The following is a 16679-nucleotide window of genomic DNA, read 5'->3' as shown; positions in this document are numbered from 1 at the left end:
CGGGCAGGATGGGGACTGTTGCTCGCACTGGCGAGTCCACTTGGTTGGGCCCTGCCCCCCCGGGCAGAGCTGCTGCCGGGGGCTGACCCCAGCGATTGGCTGCTGATCATCGAAGCGGATGGCGAGCGCCAGAGCAACGAGCTGGAGATCTCCCCCCTACTGCGCCAATTTGCAGTGGGCAGAGTGACCATGAGCCGGGTCACGACCCCGGTACAACAACTGACTCGCTGGCAGATCCCGCTGCACCAGATCGACTCACCCGCTAATACAAAGGTGGTTATTGCCCCGCTCAAGCTGGGAAATGAGTTCACCCCCTCGCTCACCCTGCCATTGAGAGAGGCGAAAACAGCGGCGCTGCCGCAACCCGCAGCCCCCTCGCCCCTCGAAATGCAGGCCAGCCTTGATCATCAGGGCCCGCTCTATCCCGGCCAGCCGGTGATCTACCGCCTGACACTGTGGCTGCCCACCAGCATGCAAAACCCGGCGCTGAGCGAGCTCAGCTCTGCCCACTTCACCATCCGTCGCCTCGGTAGCGACGAGTGGATCGCCCCCGTTCAGGCTGGTCTACCCGGCCGGCTCACCCGCAGCTGGCTTATTCAGGCAAAAGCGCCGGGACTCTGGTACCTCGACTCACCCCGCTTGCAGGGGCAGCTCACGCAGCAAGGGGGAAAAGCGCAACGACTCTCGGCCCGTGCGACACCACTCGAGGTAAGGGTCGACAAAGCCCCCGCCACACCGGTGGCCACCCGGCTGACCCTGAGTCAACGGCTTGAACCGGCCTCCACGGGGGAAGTGGGTGAACCACTGATCCGGATCCTCACCCTGACCATGGAGAATGGTGACAGCGGCCAGATACAGCTTGCCCCCCTGATGGCCCATCAACTGCCAAGCGGCATACAGGCACATCCCGATGGCGAGCAACAGCAGGAGCGTTACCGAGATGGCAAGCTGCTGTTTGAGCGACAGTGGCGCCAGACTCTGGTCGCGGATCAGAGCGGCGACTATCAGCTCCCCCCCATTGATCTGCCCTGGTTTAATACCCAAAGCGGCCGGATTGAACAGGCCAGCCTGCCCGCCATTACGCTGACGTTTCAGGCAACGACAAATCGGCAATCTGATCAGCAGACATCGCAGGTGGCACTGCGAGAGAGCCTTTGGTGGGTCGTGCTGGCCATAACGCTGCGTGCACTATGGCGCCACTGGCCCCGCTGGCGCGCCTTCTATCAACTGCAACGTGCCCTTGCCCAACACCAGCCGGATGCCAGTCGCAAGGCGCTGATCAAGTGGGCGACCATGCGCTGGCAGGTCTCCTATTATCAATTAGGCCAGTTGCCTGACGCTGGGCATAATCGAGTCGGCAACGGGCTCGCCGCACTCGAGCGAGCCTGTTTTGCACTGCCCTATTCTGGCCCGCCCATCGAGTGGCGCGCTCTGGCGCGTATCCTCAGGGCTGATGAAACCGCCGGTATTGCGCACCTGATTTACCTGCTGGCGCACGGGAGTTCCCGCTCCCGCCGCCACGCCCCCTGACAAGGATTGCCCTATGGCACTGCTGTTTTTTAGAAAAAAACGTGCTCAGCAGCATATTGGTGGAAATGATCCGGCCAGTTCGCCGGTCTCTGATCCCATGGCTGACAAACAAACCAAATTTGAAGCACTGGTTCATGCGCTGCACGGCGATCTTTACCGGTATGCCTACTGGCTGACCCGGGATCCCAACGTAGCGGAAGATCTGGTGCAAGAGACCTTCCTGCGTGCCTGGAAGGCTATCGACACCCTGCAGGATGACAAGGCGGCCAAAGGGTGGCTGATCACCATCCTCAGACGGGAGAACGCCCGCCGCTTTGAACGCAAACAGCTGGAGCTGGTGGATCTCGACGATCACCCTCAACCCCAGCACGATACGCTGCACAGTGAACAGGAGATGGAAAACGAATGGTTGCACCGTCACATCGCCCGGTTGCCCGAGGAGTATCAGGAGCCACTGCTGCTGCAAGTCGTGGGAGGATTCAGTGGTGAGGAGATTGCCGAGATGCTCGGCCTCAACAAGAACACCGTTATGACCCGCCTGTTTCGCGCCCGCAACCAGATCAAGGAGGCGATGGAGCGGAAGAACCAAGCAAGAGGACACGGACATGGATGAACTCGAATTTCGCCGCAACGCCATGATCCAGCCCAACGATCAACTGCCGGATTTTCTCAAAGCCGCTGAAGCCAGCCAGGCCAATCGGAACTACCTCGACGAGATGAAGCAGTTCGACAGAACTCTCAAGCACGCCATGCAGGTTGAGGTTCCCGCCGGACTGGCCGAGCGGATCCTGCTCAGGCAAGCCATGCTGCAAGACAGTGACGCGCAAGATGAGATGTCGCCATCCAGTCCCCTTGGCACGTCGCCAGTCAAGCTCCGGACATCGACATCCTGGCGCCAGATCGCCCTCGCTGCATCGGTCGCCTTCCTGCTGGGAATGAGCACCCGCTGGATCACGCTGCCAGAAACGGCTCCTGCGGCCCTCTCCCTCGCACAGGTGGCGATGGCTCATGTCTATGGCGAAGAACCCTTTATTGAAGGTGTCGATGAGCAGGTCAATCTGCATAACATCAATGCCAAGATGGAGAAGTATGGCGCAACTTTAAGCGGGATGGATGGGCTCAAGGTGACCTATGTCAATCACTGCTCGTTCTATCAGGGGCCGGCCTTGCACATGGTGATCCAGGGAAAGATGGGGCCAGTCACTCTCTTTTTAGTGCCCAAACATGTTCCATTAACCCTGCAACAGGCCACCTTTGAAGATGGCACCCTCAAAGGAGAGATAGTCCAGCTTAAAGGCGCCAATATGGTACTGATTGGCGAGATGAAAGAGCCACTTGCCCCCGTTGCCAACGCCCTGCAGTCACGTCTGCAGTGGGACATTTAACATCGCCCGTTAACAACCTCAGAACCATCCTCAATTGCAGGCGGCGGTCACGAGCCGCTGCCTGTTTCCTCCCTGTTTACTCCCCTTTGTCGCTCATTTGCCTCAAGATTTCGAAAAATTGACAAAATTATTTTTGTGACGGAGATCGGCAATCCAGGTCAATAATCCACCTTTAACCCCTGGAAATGATGAATTAAACAGCAAGTTAAAACAAATGATTAACACATCGATCACTTTTATGTATTCTGCTGTCACTGGTCTGATTTCTTACCTCCTACCAGATCCATAGAATCACGCCAGAATTGATTGGGAAGAAGCTGAAATAAAAACGGATTTTGTCGAGGTTTGCATTGAACGTGCAGCCAACATCGGCAAAAAAATCTGCCTACAAGAGAGAACACCATGACGACAACTATTTTCAAGAAGAGCCTGATTGCCGCCACCATCGCGCTGGCCACCGGTCAAGTCCATGCTGCGGCATTCCAGTTGAACGAGCACTCGGCCTCCGGTCTGGGTCGCGCCTATGCCGGTGAAGCGGCTATCGCCGACAATGCCTCCGTTCTGGCCCGTAACCCGGCTGCCATGACCACCTTCGACAAGATGGCAGTTTCTGTCTCCGGCACCTACATCAAACCGGATGTGGATGTGGATGGTGCTGTTTACGCTGGCGCGAACAAAATGGCTCCAGCCAGCGAAAGTGGCATTGCTCCGGCAGCCTTCGTTCCCGCCTCCTACTTTATTCAGCCGCTGAATGACCAGTGGGCTTGGGGTATTGGCCTCTTCTCCAACTACGGTCTCTCCACCGAGTACTCAGAAACCTTCCCAGCCGGTGCTGGCGCAGGTAATACCGAGTTGATGACCTTCAATATCAACCCGAACATTGCCTATCGTGTCAACGAACACTTCAGTGTCGGTGCCGGTATCAACGCCGTTTATGGTGCCGCCGAACTCAACCGCTATGCTGGTCTGCTGGGCCCACTGAACCCACCTAGCCAAGGTGGCCCGCTGCCGACAGATACTCGTCTGGCTCACCTGAAAGGCGACACTTGGGGCTTTGGCTGGAACGTTGGTACCCTGTATGAAGTCAATGAAAACCATCGTTTCGCACTGACCTACCGTTCACAAGTCGATATGAGCTTTGACGGTGACTTCCAAGGCGCGAGCTCTCGGAATCGCACCGTGGATGGCAACCTGAAGCTGGATCTGCCAGCACAAGCCGAGTTTGCCGGTTACCATCGCCTGAGCCCGCAGTTTGCTGTTCATTACTCCGTAAACTGGACTGACTGGAGCGCCTTCCAGGAGCTGAAAGCAACCAGCAGTCAATGTGCTGGCGGCGTATGTCTGCAAAAAGATGAGAAGTTCAAAGATTCTACTCGCTACTCGATCGGCGGTACCTGGTATATCAACCCGGCATGGGAAGCACGCATGGGCTTTGCCTATGACAACACCCCGATCGAAGCTGACTACCGCAGCCTGAGCATTCCCGACTCAGACCGTATCTGGTACAGCGCTGGTGCCACCTACCATATCAACACCGATATGAGTGTTGACTTTGGTATGGCTTATCTGGACGGTAAAGAAGTTGACGTCAACGAAGGTCTGCGTAGCCACTCCGACAGCCTGCGTTGGAAAGGTACTTCCCACGGCAACGCCTTCCTGGCCTCTGCCCAGTTCAACATGAAGTTCTGATTATTGATAGAATTGAAAGAGCGCCGTCAGGCGCTCTTTTTTTATCCGAAAAAACCAACTCAGCGCACACATGTAGCACACACGTGTTTATTTTTCTTTTCTAATCAATCTATTAGAGTGCATCATCCCAGCATTTAATCTTGTTTTATCCAGATACTGACCATTACCGTTGCCTTACTGGTCATACCATATAAAATCCTGCCTCCATTCATATGACCTATTGAACCTTCGGGTAACAGCAAGGATTTTGTCATGCATCCCATCATCAAACCGTCCGCCATCGCCCTGCTGGTGATCGCGGGTCAGACCCATGCCGCCGGGTTCCAGCTGGCTGAACAGTCAGCTACAGGCCTGGGGCGCGCCTTTGCCGGTGAGGCCGCCATCGCAGATAACGCCAGTGTGCTCTCCCGCAATGCAGCAGCCATGACCCGCTTCGATCAGATGGCGCTGTCTGGCGGTGTCATCTATGTCAGTCCTGACGTCAATATTGAAGGTAACACCCGCTTGCCGACCAAAGCCGGCATCGTCACCTCCGATGCCAGTGCACACGATATCGCCGCCGCAGCCTGGGTTCCCAACGCCTATCTCATCATTCCACTCAATGAGCAGTGGCGCCTCGGCTTCTCGGCAACCTCTTACTACGGTCTTGGCGTCAAGATGCCGGATAACTACAGCGCTGGACACTTTGGCAATGTCTCCGATATCAAGACCATGGATCTGGGTACCTCACTCGCCTATCGCATCAATGAGATGTGGTCAATTGGTGCAGGGCTCTCTGCTATTCAGGGCGAAGGCGAAGTCGGCGGCACCTTCCCCTCTCGCAACCTGATCGCAAAACATTTGCAAGGGGATGGCTGGGCATGGGGCTGGAATGTCGGCACATTGCTGGAGTTGTCCGAGCAAACCCGAATTGGCCTCTCCTACCGTCACGATGTCACTTTGACCCTCTCGGGAGATGCTATCGTGGGCCGACCCAATGCAGATGGCTCCGTTACCGAGATCAGAGATACTGGCAGTCTGGATCTGCCATTACCCGCCACCGCAGAACTGGCTGCATTCCATCAGCTGACTGACAAGCTGGCTCTCCACGGCAGCCTGAACTGGACCAACTGGAGCAAATTCGTTCAATTGGAAGCTGATCTCAACAATTTGCAGAACATGCACATCAAGGACGAGCACTGGGAAGATAGCTGGCGCTACGCCATCGGTATGACCTATCAGGTCACTCCCAAGTGGCAACTGCGCTCCGGTGTGGCCTATGACGCCAGCCCGGTGCCAGCCGATCGTCGTACCATCTCCATCCCGGATGCCGATCGCCTCTGGTATAGCCTGGGGATGGGTTATCAGTTCACGCCCAACCTGACCGTGGATCTGGGGCTGACCCTGATCGATGGCAAAAAGGTGGATGTCACTGAAAAAATGGAGCTGCAACCGGGTAATCCGATGACGACCTCCACCTTCCAGGGCACTTCCGAAGGGGATGCCTGGCTGGCTGGTGCACAATTGAGCTATCTCTTCTAAATTCCTTCCCTGCAAAAAAAACGCTATGCCAATTATTGCCTTACTCAATAAGGTGAACACTGGCATAGTGTTCTGCAACACCATAAAATCAACCCAGTACCTTTACTGGAGCAAGGCATGTATTCCTACGTAGCAAGACAGCCGATCCTCGACAGAGACCTCAAAACTCATGCCTATGAGCTGCTCTTTCGCGATAGTCTGAATAATGTCTTCCCGAGCATCTCATCCCAACAGGCGACGTCACGCCTGGTGGTAGAACAGTTCCTGCAACAAAATATCGATCAGCTGTTGGGGGGCCGCCCCTGCTTTATCAATTTCCCCCACTCACTGCTGCTGGAAGGATTGGCAGAGTGCCTGCCGCCCGAAAAAGTGGTGATTGAAATTCTGGAAGATTCCCCACCGGATGATGCCCTGCTGGAAAAGGTGAAACAGCTGCACAAGCTGGGATATCAACTGGCACTCGATGACTTCACCATGTCACCGGATTGGGAACGCTTCCTCCCCTTTATCCACATCATCAAGTTTGATCTTCGTGCCACACCCCTGATGCAGATCAAGGTGTTTATTCAGCGGCATCAGACGCTGGGGCTCACCTATCTGGCGGAAAAAGTAGAGGACAAGGCGGAGTTCGAGCGGGTCAAACAGCTGGGGATCCAGCTGTTCCAGGGCTTTTTCTTCAGTCGACCCGAGATGGTCAAGCAAGCCACCATGGAGCCGGCGCAAGTCGTGGTGATGCAGTTGCTCAACGTGGTCAACGAGGCAGAGCCTGATATCAACAAGATTGAGCAGCTACTTGGTCAGGATATCTCCCTCTCCCTCAAGCTGCTGCGCTATGTCAACCATCTCAAAGGCCACACCAACCCTATTTCGTCATTTCGTCAGGCTGCCATCTATCTGGGCAACACCCAACTAAAGCGCTTTGTCTCGCTGGTGGCCGCGACCAGTGCGGGCAAGGGCAAGAGCGCCGAGCTCTACCAGATGTCGATGATCCGTGCCCGCTTCTGTGAACTGCTGGCCCATGCCCACGCCCCTAGCCAGCAGGCACAACAGGCCTTTATCACCGGTCTCTTCTCCCTGTTGGATGTACTGATGGAGCAACCGATGGACAAGCTGCTCGGCACCATCCCTCTCATCGACGATATTCGGCTGGCGCTGCTGGAGCGCAAAGGCAATCTGGGTTTCTACCTCGCGTTTTGTGAAGATTACGAAAGCGCCAACTGGTCACGGGTAACGGCCAGAACAGCCCGCCTGGGGCTGAGCGAGGATAAGGTGAGTCACCTCTATCTGGCCGCCACCACCTGGGTCACGGAACAACTTCTGGCGATGGAAGCCACCAATTAATTCGTTTCGTCATTCACTTCAACCGCGATAGCGGTCGCCTCCCCGCCCCCGATACAGAGCGCGGCCACGCCTCGCCGCAAACCCCGTTGCCGCAGCGCGGCAATCAGCGTCACCAAAATGCGTGCGCCACTCGCCCCCAGTGGATGACCGAGTGCACAAGCCCCTCCATGCACATTGACCTTGTGATAAGGGATGCCGACCCCGCTCATGGCCAGCATGGTGACCATGGCAAAGGCCTCGTTGATCTCAAAGAGATCCACCTCTTCCACCGACCATGCAAGACGCGCCAGCAAGCGTGAAATGGCGCCAATTGGCGCAGATGTAAATTCGGCGGGCAATGCCGCGTGGCTCTGATAACCGACAATCCGTGCCAGCACAGGTACCTGCCAGGCTTGCGCCGTGGCGCCATCCATCAATATCAGCGCCGCCGCACCGTCCGAGATGGAGCTCGAATTGGCCGCCGTAATGGTGCCATCTTTACCAAACGCAGGCTTCAGGGTCGGGATCTTCTCCGGTCTGCCCTTGCCGGGCTGTTCGTCCTCGGCCAGCAACACGCGCTCACCGCGATAGACCCTTGTCAGCTCGGACACAAACGCACCGGCTTGCTGCGCATCCCGGGCACGCTGCAACGATGCCAGGGCAAACTCATCCATGGCAGTGCGGGTCAAACCGGCCTGATCGGCGCTGAGCTGGGCATGTATCCCCATCAGCTGGCCATCATAGGCATCTTGCAAACCGTCGAGGAAGAGGTGGTCCAGCACCTTTTGATGCCCCATCCGAAAGCCGTTGCGGGCATTATCCAGCAGATAGGGGGCACGGCTCATGCTCTCCATCCCCCCCGCGACCACCACCCGGTTATCGCCCAGCCGAATGGTATCCGCCGCCAGCATCACTGCTTTCATGCCGGATCCGCACACCTTGTTGACCGTAGTAGCGGGCACACTATCTGGCAGCCCCGCTTTCAACAGCGCCTGCCTGGCGGGCGCTTGCCCTACGCCCGCCGCCAGCACATTGCCCATAAACACTTCATCGACCTGCTCCGGACGCAGCCCGCTTTGCTGCAGTGCCGCCTCGATGGCACAGGCTCCCAACTCAGGCGCCGTTACCTCAGCCAATGCCCCCTGAAACGCCCCCATCGGAGTCCGTTTTGCCGCCACAATTGCAATATCCATTTGCCTGCCTCTGTTTGTTACATGACCATAACATAGGGGTTCTGACGCAATGGAACAAGAGTTGCAGTGCAGTTTACGTTTAGGTAAGGTGCAGACAGGATTTAGTTCGCCAAGAAGTCTGTATGAACAACAAGGATGAAGGACGGCGCTTCAGCATCAGTGAGCTGGCCCGGGAATTTGATATTACGACGCGCAGTATCCGTTTCTACGAGGATCAGGGATTGCTCAATCCCGCCAGAGAGGGGCAGACCCGCATTTACAGCAAGCAAGATCGGGTTCGCCTCAAGCTCACCCTGCGCGGCAAGCGGCTCGGCTTCAGCCTTGCCGAGATCCGCGAGCTATTTGATCTCTATGATGCCGACAAGAGCAGCCGTACCCAGTTACAGACCATGCTGGGACTGGTTGAGGAGAAACGGGAAACACTGCAACAGCAGATGGAAGATATCAGGATGGTGCTGCTGGAGCTGGATGCCGCCGAGCAGCGCTGTCAACAGGCCCTTAGCCAGCTGGGATAACCGGCTTGCGGTGGCTGATCAGGCAGCCCTTTCACAAGATGCCAGATAGCAAAAAGCCACTCCTGAGAGTGGCTTTTTTCAACCTGACGGTTCGCTATTAAACGCGAACGAAGTCCAGGTGGATCAGCTTGTAACGTACCGGGTGACGCTGGATAGCTTTCACTTTTACGTTAACTTCTTCACCGTTGATAACCAGAGTCAGTACAGACTCATAGAATTCCGGCTTCTCTTGAGCCAGGATCATTTTCTTGTGGTCAACAGTGATGGACAGGGCTTCTTTGCCTGCACCGTAAACGATGGCAGGAACTTGGTCAGCTTGACGCAGGCGGCGGCTCGCACCTTTCCCCAGGTCAGAACGGACTTCAGCTTGGAATACGAAAGACATAGTATGTATCTCTTTTGGATGAATTTATGGTGCTAACTGCGACCGGTCAGCACCTCGCAAAACGAGCGCGAATACTACCACGGGCCAAATTCGGATACAAGGTACCGACTCTGCATTTAGCGCCCCTGCTCCAACCGGGCGAATTGCTGCTGACGCTGGGCCGGGCTCAGGGCATCAAACTTCGCCAGGGTCTCGGCGCGCGGGCAGTAGAGTCCCTCCCCGTTCTGACCCGAATGCTCTTGCCAAGCCGCGGCTGATTCTCTGCCACCAGCGCCAGCAAATAGCTGTAGGTATCGGCTCCCCGGGCACTGGATAACTGGTTGGCAATGCGCCACAGGGTCTCCCCTGCGGCGACCTGATGACACACAGTTTGTGGACCGCCGGCTGCAGGAGCCGAGAGGGTAAGCATGACGTCACTGCCTGCGGATAAGCTAGCCGTGTGGCTGGCGAGCGCCATATCGGCGCTCGCTACTCCCTCATCTCCTTTGGCACCACTCATCCCTGCAGTGCGAAACGTCGCCCCCAGCTGAGCGAGCAGAGGTTCGCTCTCGTCGGGGTCGCTGGGCATATCAACACCACCGAACGCCTCTTGATGTGTGCGAAACTCGGCGATAAAGGGCGCGACAGGTTGCGCCTGATAATCAGGGGATCCACTCCCCTGCTGCACGATTGCACCAGCCGCAACAGCCTGCCCGGGGACAACCCCGTAAGCCATCTCGTCGATGCGCCGCAGCCTTGCCAGATAGGTTTTGGAGAGCTGCGCCTCCCCCTCGAACAGATCGAAGGGGGGCACCAACCTGGCTGGAAAGAGGATCTGCCAGCGACCGTGCTTCTGCTTTTGGGCCAGCGGCGGAAACTGATTGCCACGCCAGGCCACAAACATCGCAGGCGGCGTGCGCGCCAGCGGGTAATATTCCGGGTTCAACTGCACCCAGGTTTGTTCCGCGATGGGTTGATAACCGCTGATCACCACCTGCGCCACACTCAACCAGATCCCCAGCATCCTTGCCTCCCTGATTTGCGGTTTAAAAGGGCTACCTGACCGGCAACCCCTTCTCATCACCCGCTATCATGCTGTTAAAACAGTTAGATAGCAGCTTAGCACTGAGCGATGGCGTTAAGCACCCGTTTATCGGAGACCGGATAAGGGGTCCCCAGATTCTGAGCGAAGAACGACACCCGCAGCTCCTCAATCATCCAGCGGATATTAGCCACCTCAGTGGGAATAAGCTGGGATTTGGGGATCTTGGCCAGCAGCGCCTTGTACTCCGACTCCACGCTGTGCACTTTAAGCATGTAGACCCGATCTCGGTTGGGATCGATAGCCAGCTTCTCCAGGCGACGCTCGATGGCGCGCAGATAGCGCAGCAAGTCTGGCAACCGCTGCCAGCCGGTCTCGGTGACAAAGCCCTTGTGAATGAGGTTACCCAACTGCTGCTGGATGTCCGACATGGCAAAAGCGGTGTCGAGCTGCATCTTGCCCTTGAGCCGTTTCTTGATCTCATGGGAGAGGGTCAGCACGGCTTCCACCTGCTTGGCCACCTCCACTACCGCATCGTTGAGCTCGGCACGGACATACTCCTTGAGCGCCTCGAAACCGGCCTCATCCCACGCCATGCCGCCGTGCTGCTCGATGAGCTTGTCACAGCCGCAGGCAATGCAGTCATCGATAAGCTCGGCCACCTTGCCAAACGGGTTGAAATAGAGCCCCAGCTTGGCCTTGTTGGGCAGCTTCTCCTGCAGGTACTTGATGGGTGATGGTACGTTGAGCAGTACCAGCCGACGCTGACCGGCCCACATCAGCTGCTGCTGCACCATCGGGCTCTCCACAAGCTGGATGGCGACCGAATCCTTCTGATCCACCAAGGCCGGATAGGCCTTCACCTCGAACCCGCCCCGCTTCTGACTGTACTCTTGCGGCAGCTCGCCAAAGCTCCACAGGGTGAGACCGGACTGCTCGATATCATCGTCCGCTACTTGCGACAGGGTCTCCTGCACCTTGCCACGCAGCGACTCTTTCAATGCCTCCAGATCTTTGCCTTCCGCTACCTTCTTGTGCTTCTCGTCAACCACCCGGAAGGTGAGTTTCAGGTGATCGGGTACCGCATTCCAGTCCCAGGATTCACGGGGCACGGTCACGCCAGTCATCCGCCGCAGCTGGCGCTCCATCTCGTCCAGTAGCGGCCCCTGTTCGGGGTTGATACTGGCGAGCAGCGCATCGGCGTAGTTCGGCGCTGGCACAAAGTTCTTGCGCATCGGCTTTGGCATCGACTTGATGAGGGCAACCAACAGCTCGTGACGTAGCCCCGGGATCAACCACTCGAACCCCTTCACCTCTACCTGATTCAAGAGCGGCAGCGGAATATGCAGGGTCACGCCATCGGCGGCTTCCCCTGGCTCGAACTGATAGGTCAGCTTGAGCTTGAGGCGCCCCTGCAGCCAGAAGTTGGGGTAGTCGAGATCGCTGATGTGGGCAGCATCCCCCTTCATCAACATCTCTTTTTCGAAGTTGAGCAGCTCGGCATCCCGCTTTTGCGCCTCTTTCCACCACTTGTCGAAATGGCGAGCGGAGATCACCTCCTCCGGCAAGCGGGCATCGTAGAAGCGGAACAAGTCCTCATCATCCACCAGAATGTCGCGACGACGGGATTTGTGTTCCAGCGCCTCCACCTCGGCCAGGAGCTTGCGATTGTCGCTGAAGAAACGGTGACGGGTCTCGAAATCCCCCTCCACCAGGGCGCGGCGGATAAACAACTCGCGGCACAGCGCCGGATCGATACGGCTGAAGTTGATGGTGCGCTCATTGACCAGAGTCAGACCATAGAGGGTCACCTTCTCCTTGGCCATCACAGCGCCATTTTTCTTCGACCAGTGGGGGTCGCTGTGGTGCAGCTTGATGAGGTGGCCAGCCAACGGTTCCACCCACTCGGGTTCAATCTTGGCGTTAATGCGAGCGTAGAGACGCGAGGTTTCCACCAATTCTGCGGCCATCACCCACTTGGGCGGCTTCTTGAACAGACCCGAGGCCGGGAACAGGTGGAAACGGCCGTTGCGGGCGCCAAGGAACTCGGGCTTTTCCAGATCCTTGTTGCCGATATGGCTCAAAAGGCCGGTCAGCAGGGCGCAGTGCACCGTCTTGAAATCCGCCGGCTCATGGTTGGCTTTAAAACCAAGCTCCTTGACCGTCTGACGAAGCTGGAAATGGATGTCCTGCCACTCGCGCACCCGCAGGTAGGAGAGAAACTCCTTCTGGCACATTCGGCGGAACGGATTGCTGCCCAGGGCATCCTGCTGCTCTTTCAGATAGTTCCAGAGGTTAACAAAAGCGAGGAAGTCGGAATCCTTGTCTTCAAAGCGTCTGTGCTGCTCGTCGGCGGCCTGCTTCTTCTCCATGGGCCGCTCGCGGGGATCCTGAATGCTGAGGGCCGCGGTAATCACCATCACCTCGCTCAGGCAGCCAGTTTGCGCCGCGCTGATCACCATCTTCGCCAGACGCGGATCAAGGGGGATGCGCGAGAGCTGGCGACCGGTTTCGGTCAGCTGCAGCTTGGCTTCGCGATCGCCCGTGGCGGGCAATTCCCTCACCGCCTCCAGCTCTTTCAAGAGAGTCAGACCGTCCTTGATATGGCGTGACTCAGGCGGCTCGACGAACGGGAACGCCTCCATGTTGCCAAGGCCGAGCGCCAGCATCTGCAGGATGACCGATGCCAGGTTGGTGCGCAGGATCTCGGGGTCGGTAAAGGTGGGACGGCTGTTGAAATCCTCCTCCGAGTAGAGACGGATACAGATACCGTCTGCCACCCGGCCGCAACGCCCTTTACGCTGGTTAGCACTGGCCTGGGAGACCGGCTCGATGGGCAGGCGCTGCACCTTGGTGCGCCAGGAGTAGCGGCTGATGCGGGCCGTACCCGGGTCGATGACGTAGCGAATGCCCGGCACCGTCAGCGAAGTCTCCGCCACGTTGGTGGCAAGCACGATACGCCGCCCTGCATGCTGCTGGAACACCTTGTTTTGCTCGGCGTTGGAGAGGCGGGCGTAGAGCGGCAGCACCTCGGTGTCGCGCAGGTTGAGTTTGCGCAGGGCATCGGCGGTATCGCGGATCTCCCGCTCGCCGTTCATGAAGATAAGGATGTCCCCCAGCCCTTCTCGGGCCAACTCTTCCACCGCATCGAAGATCCCCTGCAGTTCGTCGCGCTCTTCCAGCCCTTCGCTCTTGTCACTCGTGAGTGGACGGTAGCGCACCTCCACCGGATAAGTGCGGCCGGAGACCTCGATCACCGGCGCCTTGTTGTAATGGCGGGAGAAACGTTGCGGGTCGATAGTGGCCGAGGTGATGATCACCTTGAGATCGGGGCGCTTGGGCAACAGCTGCTTGAGATAACCCAGAATGAAGTCGATATTGAGGCTGCGCTCGTGGGCCTCATCGATGATGATGGTGTCGTACTGGGTGAGCATCCGGTCGTTCTGGATCTCCGCCAGCAGAATACCGTCAGTCATCAGCTTGATGTGGGTCTGCTCGCTCACCTGATCGGTAAAGCGCACCTTGTAACCCACGTAGTGACCGAGTTCGGACTCCATCTCCTCGGCAATACGGGCCGCGACAGTGCGGGCCGCCAGACGGCGTGGCTGGGTGTGGCCGATAAAGCCCTTCACCCCACGCCCGAGCGCCAGACAGATCTTGGGGATCTGGGTGGTCTTGCCCGAGCCGGTTTCCCCGGCGATGATCACTACTTGATGCTCTGCAATGGCTTTAGCGATCTCAGCCTGTTTCTGACTGACCGGCAGATTGTCCGGATAGGTGACCTTGGGCACTCCGGCCAGACGGGTTTGATAACGCGCTTGCGCGGCATCCAGATCGGCAGCGATGGTCTCCAGCACGGCGGCCTGTTTGCCTTCAGGCAGCTTCTTGACCCCGTGCAGACGGCTGGAAAGGCGGCGGGCGTCGAGGTTCATGCAGGCAGAGAGACGGCGGCGCAGCGCCTCGATAGAGAGAGACAAGGTACGAATTCCTTAAATAGGTGCCCAAAGGGGCCATATCGATAAGCTGGGAGCGATCCTAAAGAGCGAGCGGGGGCGGTGCAAGCCTTAACGTAGCGTTATGTATGGGAAGACTGAGAGATTGGCCGATCCTCAAACATGACAAAACAATCATTGTAAGATGGCATAACATGAATAAATGGCAGCATTTGAAATAGCCAAGGCAAGCCGAAGCTTGCCTTGGGAGAGAGGAAAACAGGGTTAACCGTGGGTGTGATGGACAAAACAGGTGGTGAGCTGGGCGTGAATGGCCTGCATGACGTTGTGGCGATTGATGACACCGAGCAGACGCCCCTCCTCCACTACCGGATAGATCTTCGGCTTTTGCCCCATCATCATCTCCGCCAGGCTCAAAATGCTGGTATCGGGTCCCACCGACAACACCTCCTTGCGCATCACGTCCTTGACCTGCGCCACCTGTTCGCAGTGATAGGCCTCCTTAAGCAGCACTGCGATGCAATCCTGCTCGGAGATCCAGCCAATCAGATGGCCCTGCCCATCCACCACCGGGCCACCGAGCTGATGACTGTTCAGAAATTTCTCGACCGCAGCTTGCACCATCATGTCGGCAGTGAAGGTGATGGGTCTGCTCTGCATATAATCCTTGGCTTTTAGCGATTCCATATCTGCTCCCCTACGGTAGTCCATCAAGCTGGCGTCTTGTGCGCCGGTACCGGCACCATGCTCGGCTTGTTCCAATCATAGCTTGCTCGCGGCAGTATGAGTCAGCGGCCAGCCTCTCCCTCAATTGATGGCATGATCCGGCTCGCGATCCGGAATGGCTGCCATCATCATCTGCGGCAGGTGATCGGCCAGCACCGCCACTACAGCGGGCTCGACCCGCCCCTGATCCGCCAGTTGCTGCATAAAGGTCAATGCGTCACGGGCAGGCAGACCGCGCCGATAAGGTCTGTCCTGCACCATTGCCTGAAAAATATCGGCAACTCGCAGGATCCGCGCTTCGAGCGCCATGGCGGATGCCGGCAGATGGAACGGATAGCCCTCCCCGTCAGGCTCCTCATGGTGATAGGCCGCCCAGCAGGCAATCTCCTCAAACCCTTCGATGTGGCGCAGGATCTGGTAAGTCTCGAAGCTGTGGGTATTGATGATGGCCCGCTCCGCTTTCGTCAGGCTGGCAGGCTTGTCGAGGATCTCGTCCGGCACCCTGAGCTTGCCCAAATCGTGCAACAAACCGGCGATCTCCAGCATGTCACAATGGATGGCACTGACTCCCATCTGCTCGGCCAATGCCCGAGACAACCTGCTCACACCGAGTGAATGCGTCATCGTGAATGGACTTTTGGCGTCGACAATGCCGGAGAAGATCTGCGCCAGCGCTTTAAGCTCCCCGTTGGAGGTCAGGCAAGGCTCCCGCACCTGCAGCATCTCCAGCATGTAATCATTGATGGAGCGCGCTTCCAGCTGCAGCCAGAATGCCTCAGAGCGAGACGCCTTGAGGAAGGCATCCACCAGCTCGGGGGCAAAGAACTCGTCACGGAAATCCTGCAGGCGTGCGCGGATCTCGTTGGTATGCATCAACAATGAACCATCACCATAGTAGGGCGCCGCCAACGCATCGCAGCGATCCACCAGAAAGATAAGGTTGGCCTGACGGGCTACATTAGGGTCCATATCGGCCATCTCGCGTAACAGGTGCCAGTGGGTGTGGTGATAACGGATAGGCAGGGCCAGTGGGGCCAACAAACGGAAATCCTTGAGCAGCTGATATCCCACCTCGCAGTGGCGCTGGGAGGACTCCCAATCGAACTCGCTGACCAGATGGTGATGGGTGATGGTCGAGGAGACACCGATATCATGCAGCCCCCCCAGCTCGAACAGCAGACAGCGCTCGGCCTCACTCATCCCCAGCTCCCGGCTGCACTCGGCAGCCATAATCCCGACCCGTTTACCGTGGGCCACATCGCCAATGCCCACCAGATCCAGCGAGGCTGACAGGGCATACACCACCTGCCTTAGATCCACTTGCAACGAAAAGGGGGCTGCGCCCTGCGCTCTGTCCATGATCCGGGTCCCATGCGATGTTGTCGTATCAAACTGGCGCTGTTTTATGCTTCGCCTTCTATCAACTTAGTCAATAGCCGAG

The 16679-nt window shown here is 57.5% G+C and carries 12 protein-coding genes and 1 pseudogene; 7 read left to right on the top strand and 6 right to left on the bottom strand.

The features are described from left to right. The first annotated feature begins 18 nt into the window (after positions 1-18). From ACTG1P_RS02115 to ACTG1P_RS02090, 6 genes are all read left to right on the top strand, one after another. Entirely contained in the window at positions 19-1530 is a 1512-nt protein-coding gene (locus ACTG1P_RS02115; protein ID WP_440002270.1) for a hypothetical protein, read from the top strand. A 13-nt stretch (positions 1531-1543) separates the two neighbouring features. After that, on the top strand, positions 1544-2143 hold the full coding sequence (locus ACTG1P_RS02110; protein WP_440000353.1) for a sigma-70 family RNA polymerase sigma factor: 600 nt from the start codon (positions 1544-1546) through the stop codon (positions 2141-2143). Then, entirely contained in the window at positions 2136-2915 is a 780-nt protein-coding gene (locus ACTG1P_RS02105) for a DUF3379 domain-containing protein (protein WP_440000352.1), read from the top strand. Before ACTG1P_RS02110 ends, ACTG1P_RS02105 begins: the two co-directional genes overlap by 8 nt. Positions 2916-3317: 402 nt before the next feature. After that, on the top strand, positions 3318-4604 hold the full coding sequence (locus ACTG1P_RS02100) for an outer membrane protein transport protein (RefSeq protein ID WP_278166516.1): 1287 nt from the start codon (positions 3318-3320) through the stop codon (positions 4602-4604). Positions 4605-4856: 252 nt separating this feature from the next. Then, positions 4857-6125, top strand: a complete 1269-nt coding sequence (locus ACTG1P_RS02095) for an OmpP1/FadL family transporter (protein WP_440000351.1) — start codon at positions 4857-4859, stop codon at positions 6123-6125. 117 nt (positions 6126-6242) lie between these two features. After that, the gene (locus ACTG1P_RS02090) at positions 6243-7466 is read left to right on the top strand and encodes an EAL and HDOD domain-containing protein (protein ID WP_005333249.1); all 1224 of its coding nucleotides are present in this window, start codon (positions 6243-6245) and stop codon (positions 7464-7466) included. Here the strand turns inward: ACTG1P_RS02090 and ACTG1P_RS02085 are convergent. After that, positions 7463-8638, bottom strand: a complete 1176-nt coding sequence (locus tag ACTG1P_RS02085; protein ID WP_440000350.1) for a thiolase family protein — start codon at positions 8636-8638, stop codon at positions 7463-7465. The genes ACTG1P_RS02090 and ACTG1P_RS02085 overlap by 4 nt on opposite strands. Positions 8639-8760: 122 nt before the next feature. On the opposite strand from ACTG1P_RS02085, the gene ACTG1P_RS02080 reads away from it, so the two are divergent. Then, positions 8761-9153: a MerR family transcriptional regulator gene (locus ACTG1P_RS02080; RefSeq protein ID WP_005360322.1), complete on the top strand. Its 393-nt coding sequence runs from the start codon at positions 8761-8763 to the stop codon at positions 9151-9153. Between the two features lie 97 nt (positions 9154-9250). On the opposite strand, the gene rplY is transcribed toward ACTG1P_RS02080, so the two are convergent. From rplY to ACTG1P_RS02055, 5 genes and pseudogenes are all read right to left on the bottom strand, one after another. Next, on the bottom strand, positions 9251-9538 hold the full coding sequence (gene rplY / locus ACTG1P_RS02075) for a 50S ribosomal protein L25 (RefSeq protein ID WP_005333252.1): 288 nt from the start codon (positions 9536-9538) through the stop codon (positions 9251-9253). Between the two features lie 116 nt (positions 9539-9654). After that, a pseudogene (locus ACTG1P_RS02070) lies at positions 9655-10541 on the bottom strand (hypothetical protein). A gap of 95 nt (positions 10542-10636) precedes the next feature. Beyond that, the gene (gene hrpA / locus ACTG1P_RS02065) at positions 10637-14536 is read right to left on the bottom strand and encodes an ATP-dependent RNA helicase HrpA (RefSeq protein WP_440000349.1); all 3900 of its coding nucleotides are present in this window, start codon (positions 14534-14536) and stop codon (positions 10637-10639) included. A gap of 240 nt (positions 14537-14776) precedes the next feature. After that, the gene (locus ACTG1P_RS02060; protein WP_005333273.1) at positions 14777-15199 is read right to left on the bottom strand and encodes a CBS domain-containing protein; all 423 of its coding nucleotides are present in this window, start codon (positions 15197-15199) and stop codon (positions 14777-14779) included. 120 nt (positions 15200-15319) lie between these two features. Beyond that, the gene (locus ACTG1P_RS02055; RefSeq protein WP_440000348.1) at positions 15320-16597 is read right to left on the bottom strand and encodes an HD domain-containing phosphohydrolase; all 1278 of its coding nucleotides are present in this window, start codon (positions 16595-16597) and stop codon (positions 15320-15322) included. Positions 16598-16679: the final 82 nt, after the last annotated feature.

This window comes from Aeromonas sp. 11P, from assembly GCF_051920165.1.
Taxonomy (GTDB): Bacteria; Pseudomonadota; Gammaproteobacteria; order Enterobacterales; family Aeromonadaceae; genus Aeromonas; species Aeromonas veronii.
The sequence above is the reverse complement of the archived record's forward strand: the minus strand, read 5'-3'. Positions and strand labels throughout refer to the sequence as shown.

Bases quoted from the DNA above. Each gene is read 5' to 3' on its own strand.
- ACTG1P_RS02105 (WP_440000352.1), top strand. From the start codon at position 2,136: ATGGATGAACTCGAATTTCGCCGCAACGCCATGATCCAGCCCAACGAT.
- ACTG1P_RS02055 (WP_440000348.1), bottom strand. From the start codon at position 16,597: ATGGACAGAGCGCAGGGCGCAGCCCCCTTTTCGTTGCAAGTGGATCTA.
- ACTG1P_RS02100 (WP_278166516.1), top strand. From the start codon at position 3,318: ATGACGACAACTATTTTCAAGAAGAGCCTGATTGCCGCCACCATCGCG.
- ACTG1P_RS02095 (WP_440000351.1), top strand. From the start codon at position 4,857: ATGCATCCCATCATCAAACCGTCCGCCATCGCCCTGCTGGTGATCGCG.
- rplY (WP_005333252.1), bottom strand. From the start codon at position 9,538: ATGTCTTTCGTATTCCAAGCTGAAGTCCGTTCTGACCTGGGGAAAGGT.
- ACTG1P_RS02080 (WP_005360322.1), top strand. From the start codon at position 8,761: ATGAACAACAAGGATGAAGGACGGCGCTTCAGCATCAGTGAGCTGGCC.
- ACTG1P_RS02085 (WP_440000350.1), bottom strand. From the start codon at position 8,638: ATGGATATTGCAATTGTGGCGGCAAAACGGACTCCGATGGGGGCGTTT.
- ACTG1P_RS02060 (WP_005333273.1), bottom strand. From the start codon at position 15,199: ATGGAATCGCTAAAAGCCAAGGATTATATGCAGAGCAGACCCATCACC.
- ACTG1P_RS02090 (WP_005333249.1), top strand. From the start codon at position 6,243: ATGTATTCCTACGTAGCAAGACAGCCGATCCTCGACAGAGACCTCAAA.
- ACTG1P_RS02110 (WP_440000353.1), top strand. From the start codon at position 1,544: ATGGCACTGCTGTTTTTTAGAAAAAAACGTGCTCAGCAGCATATTGGT.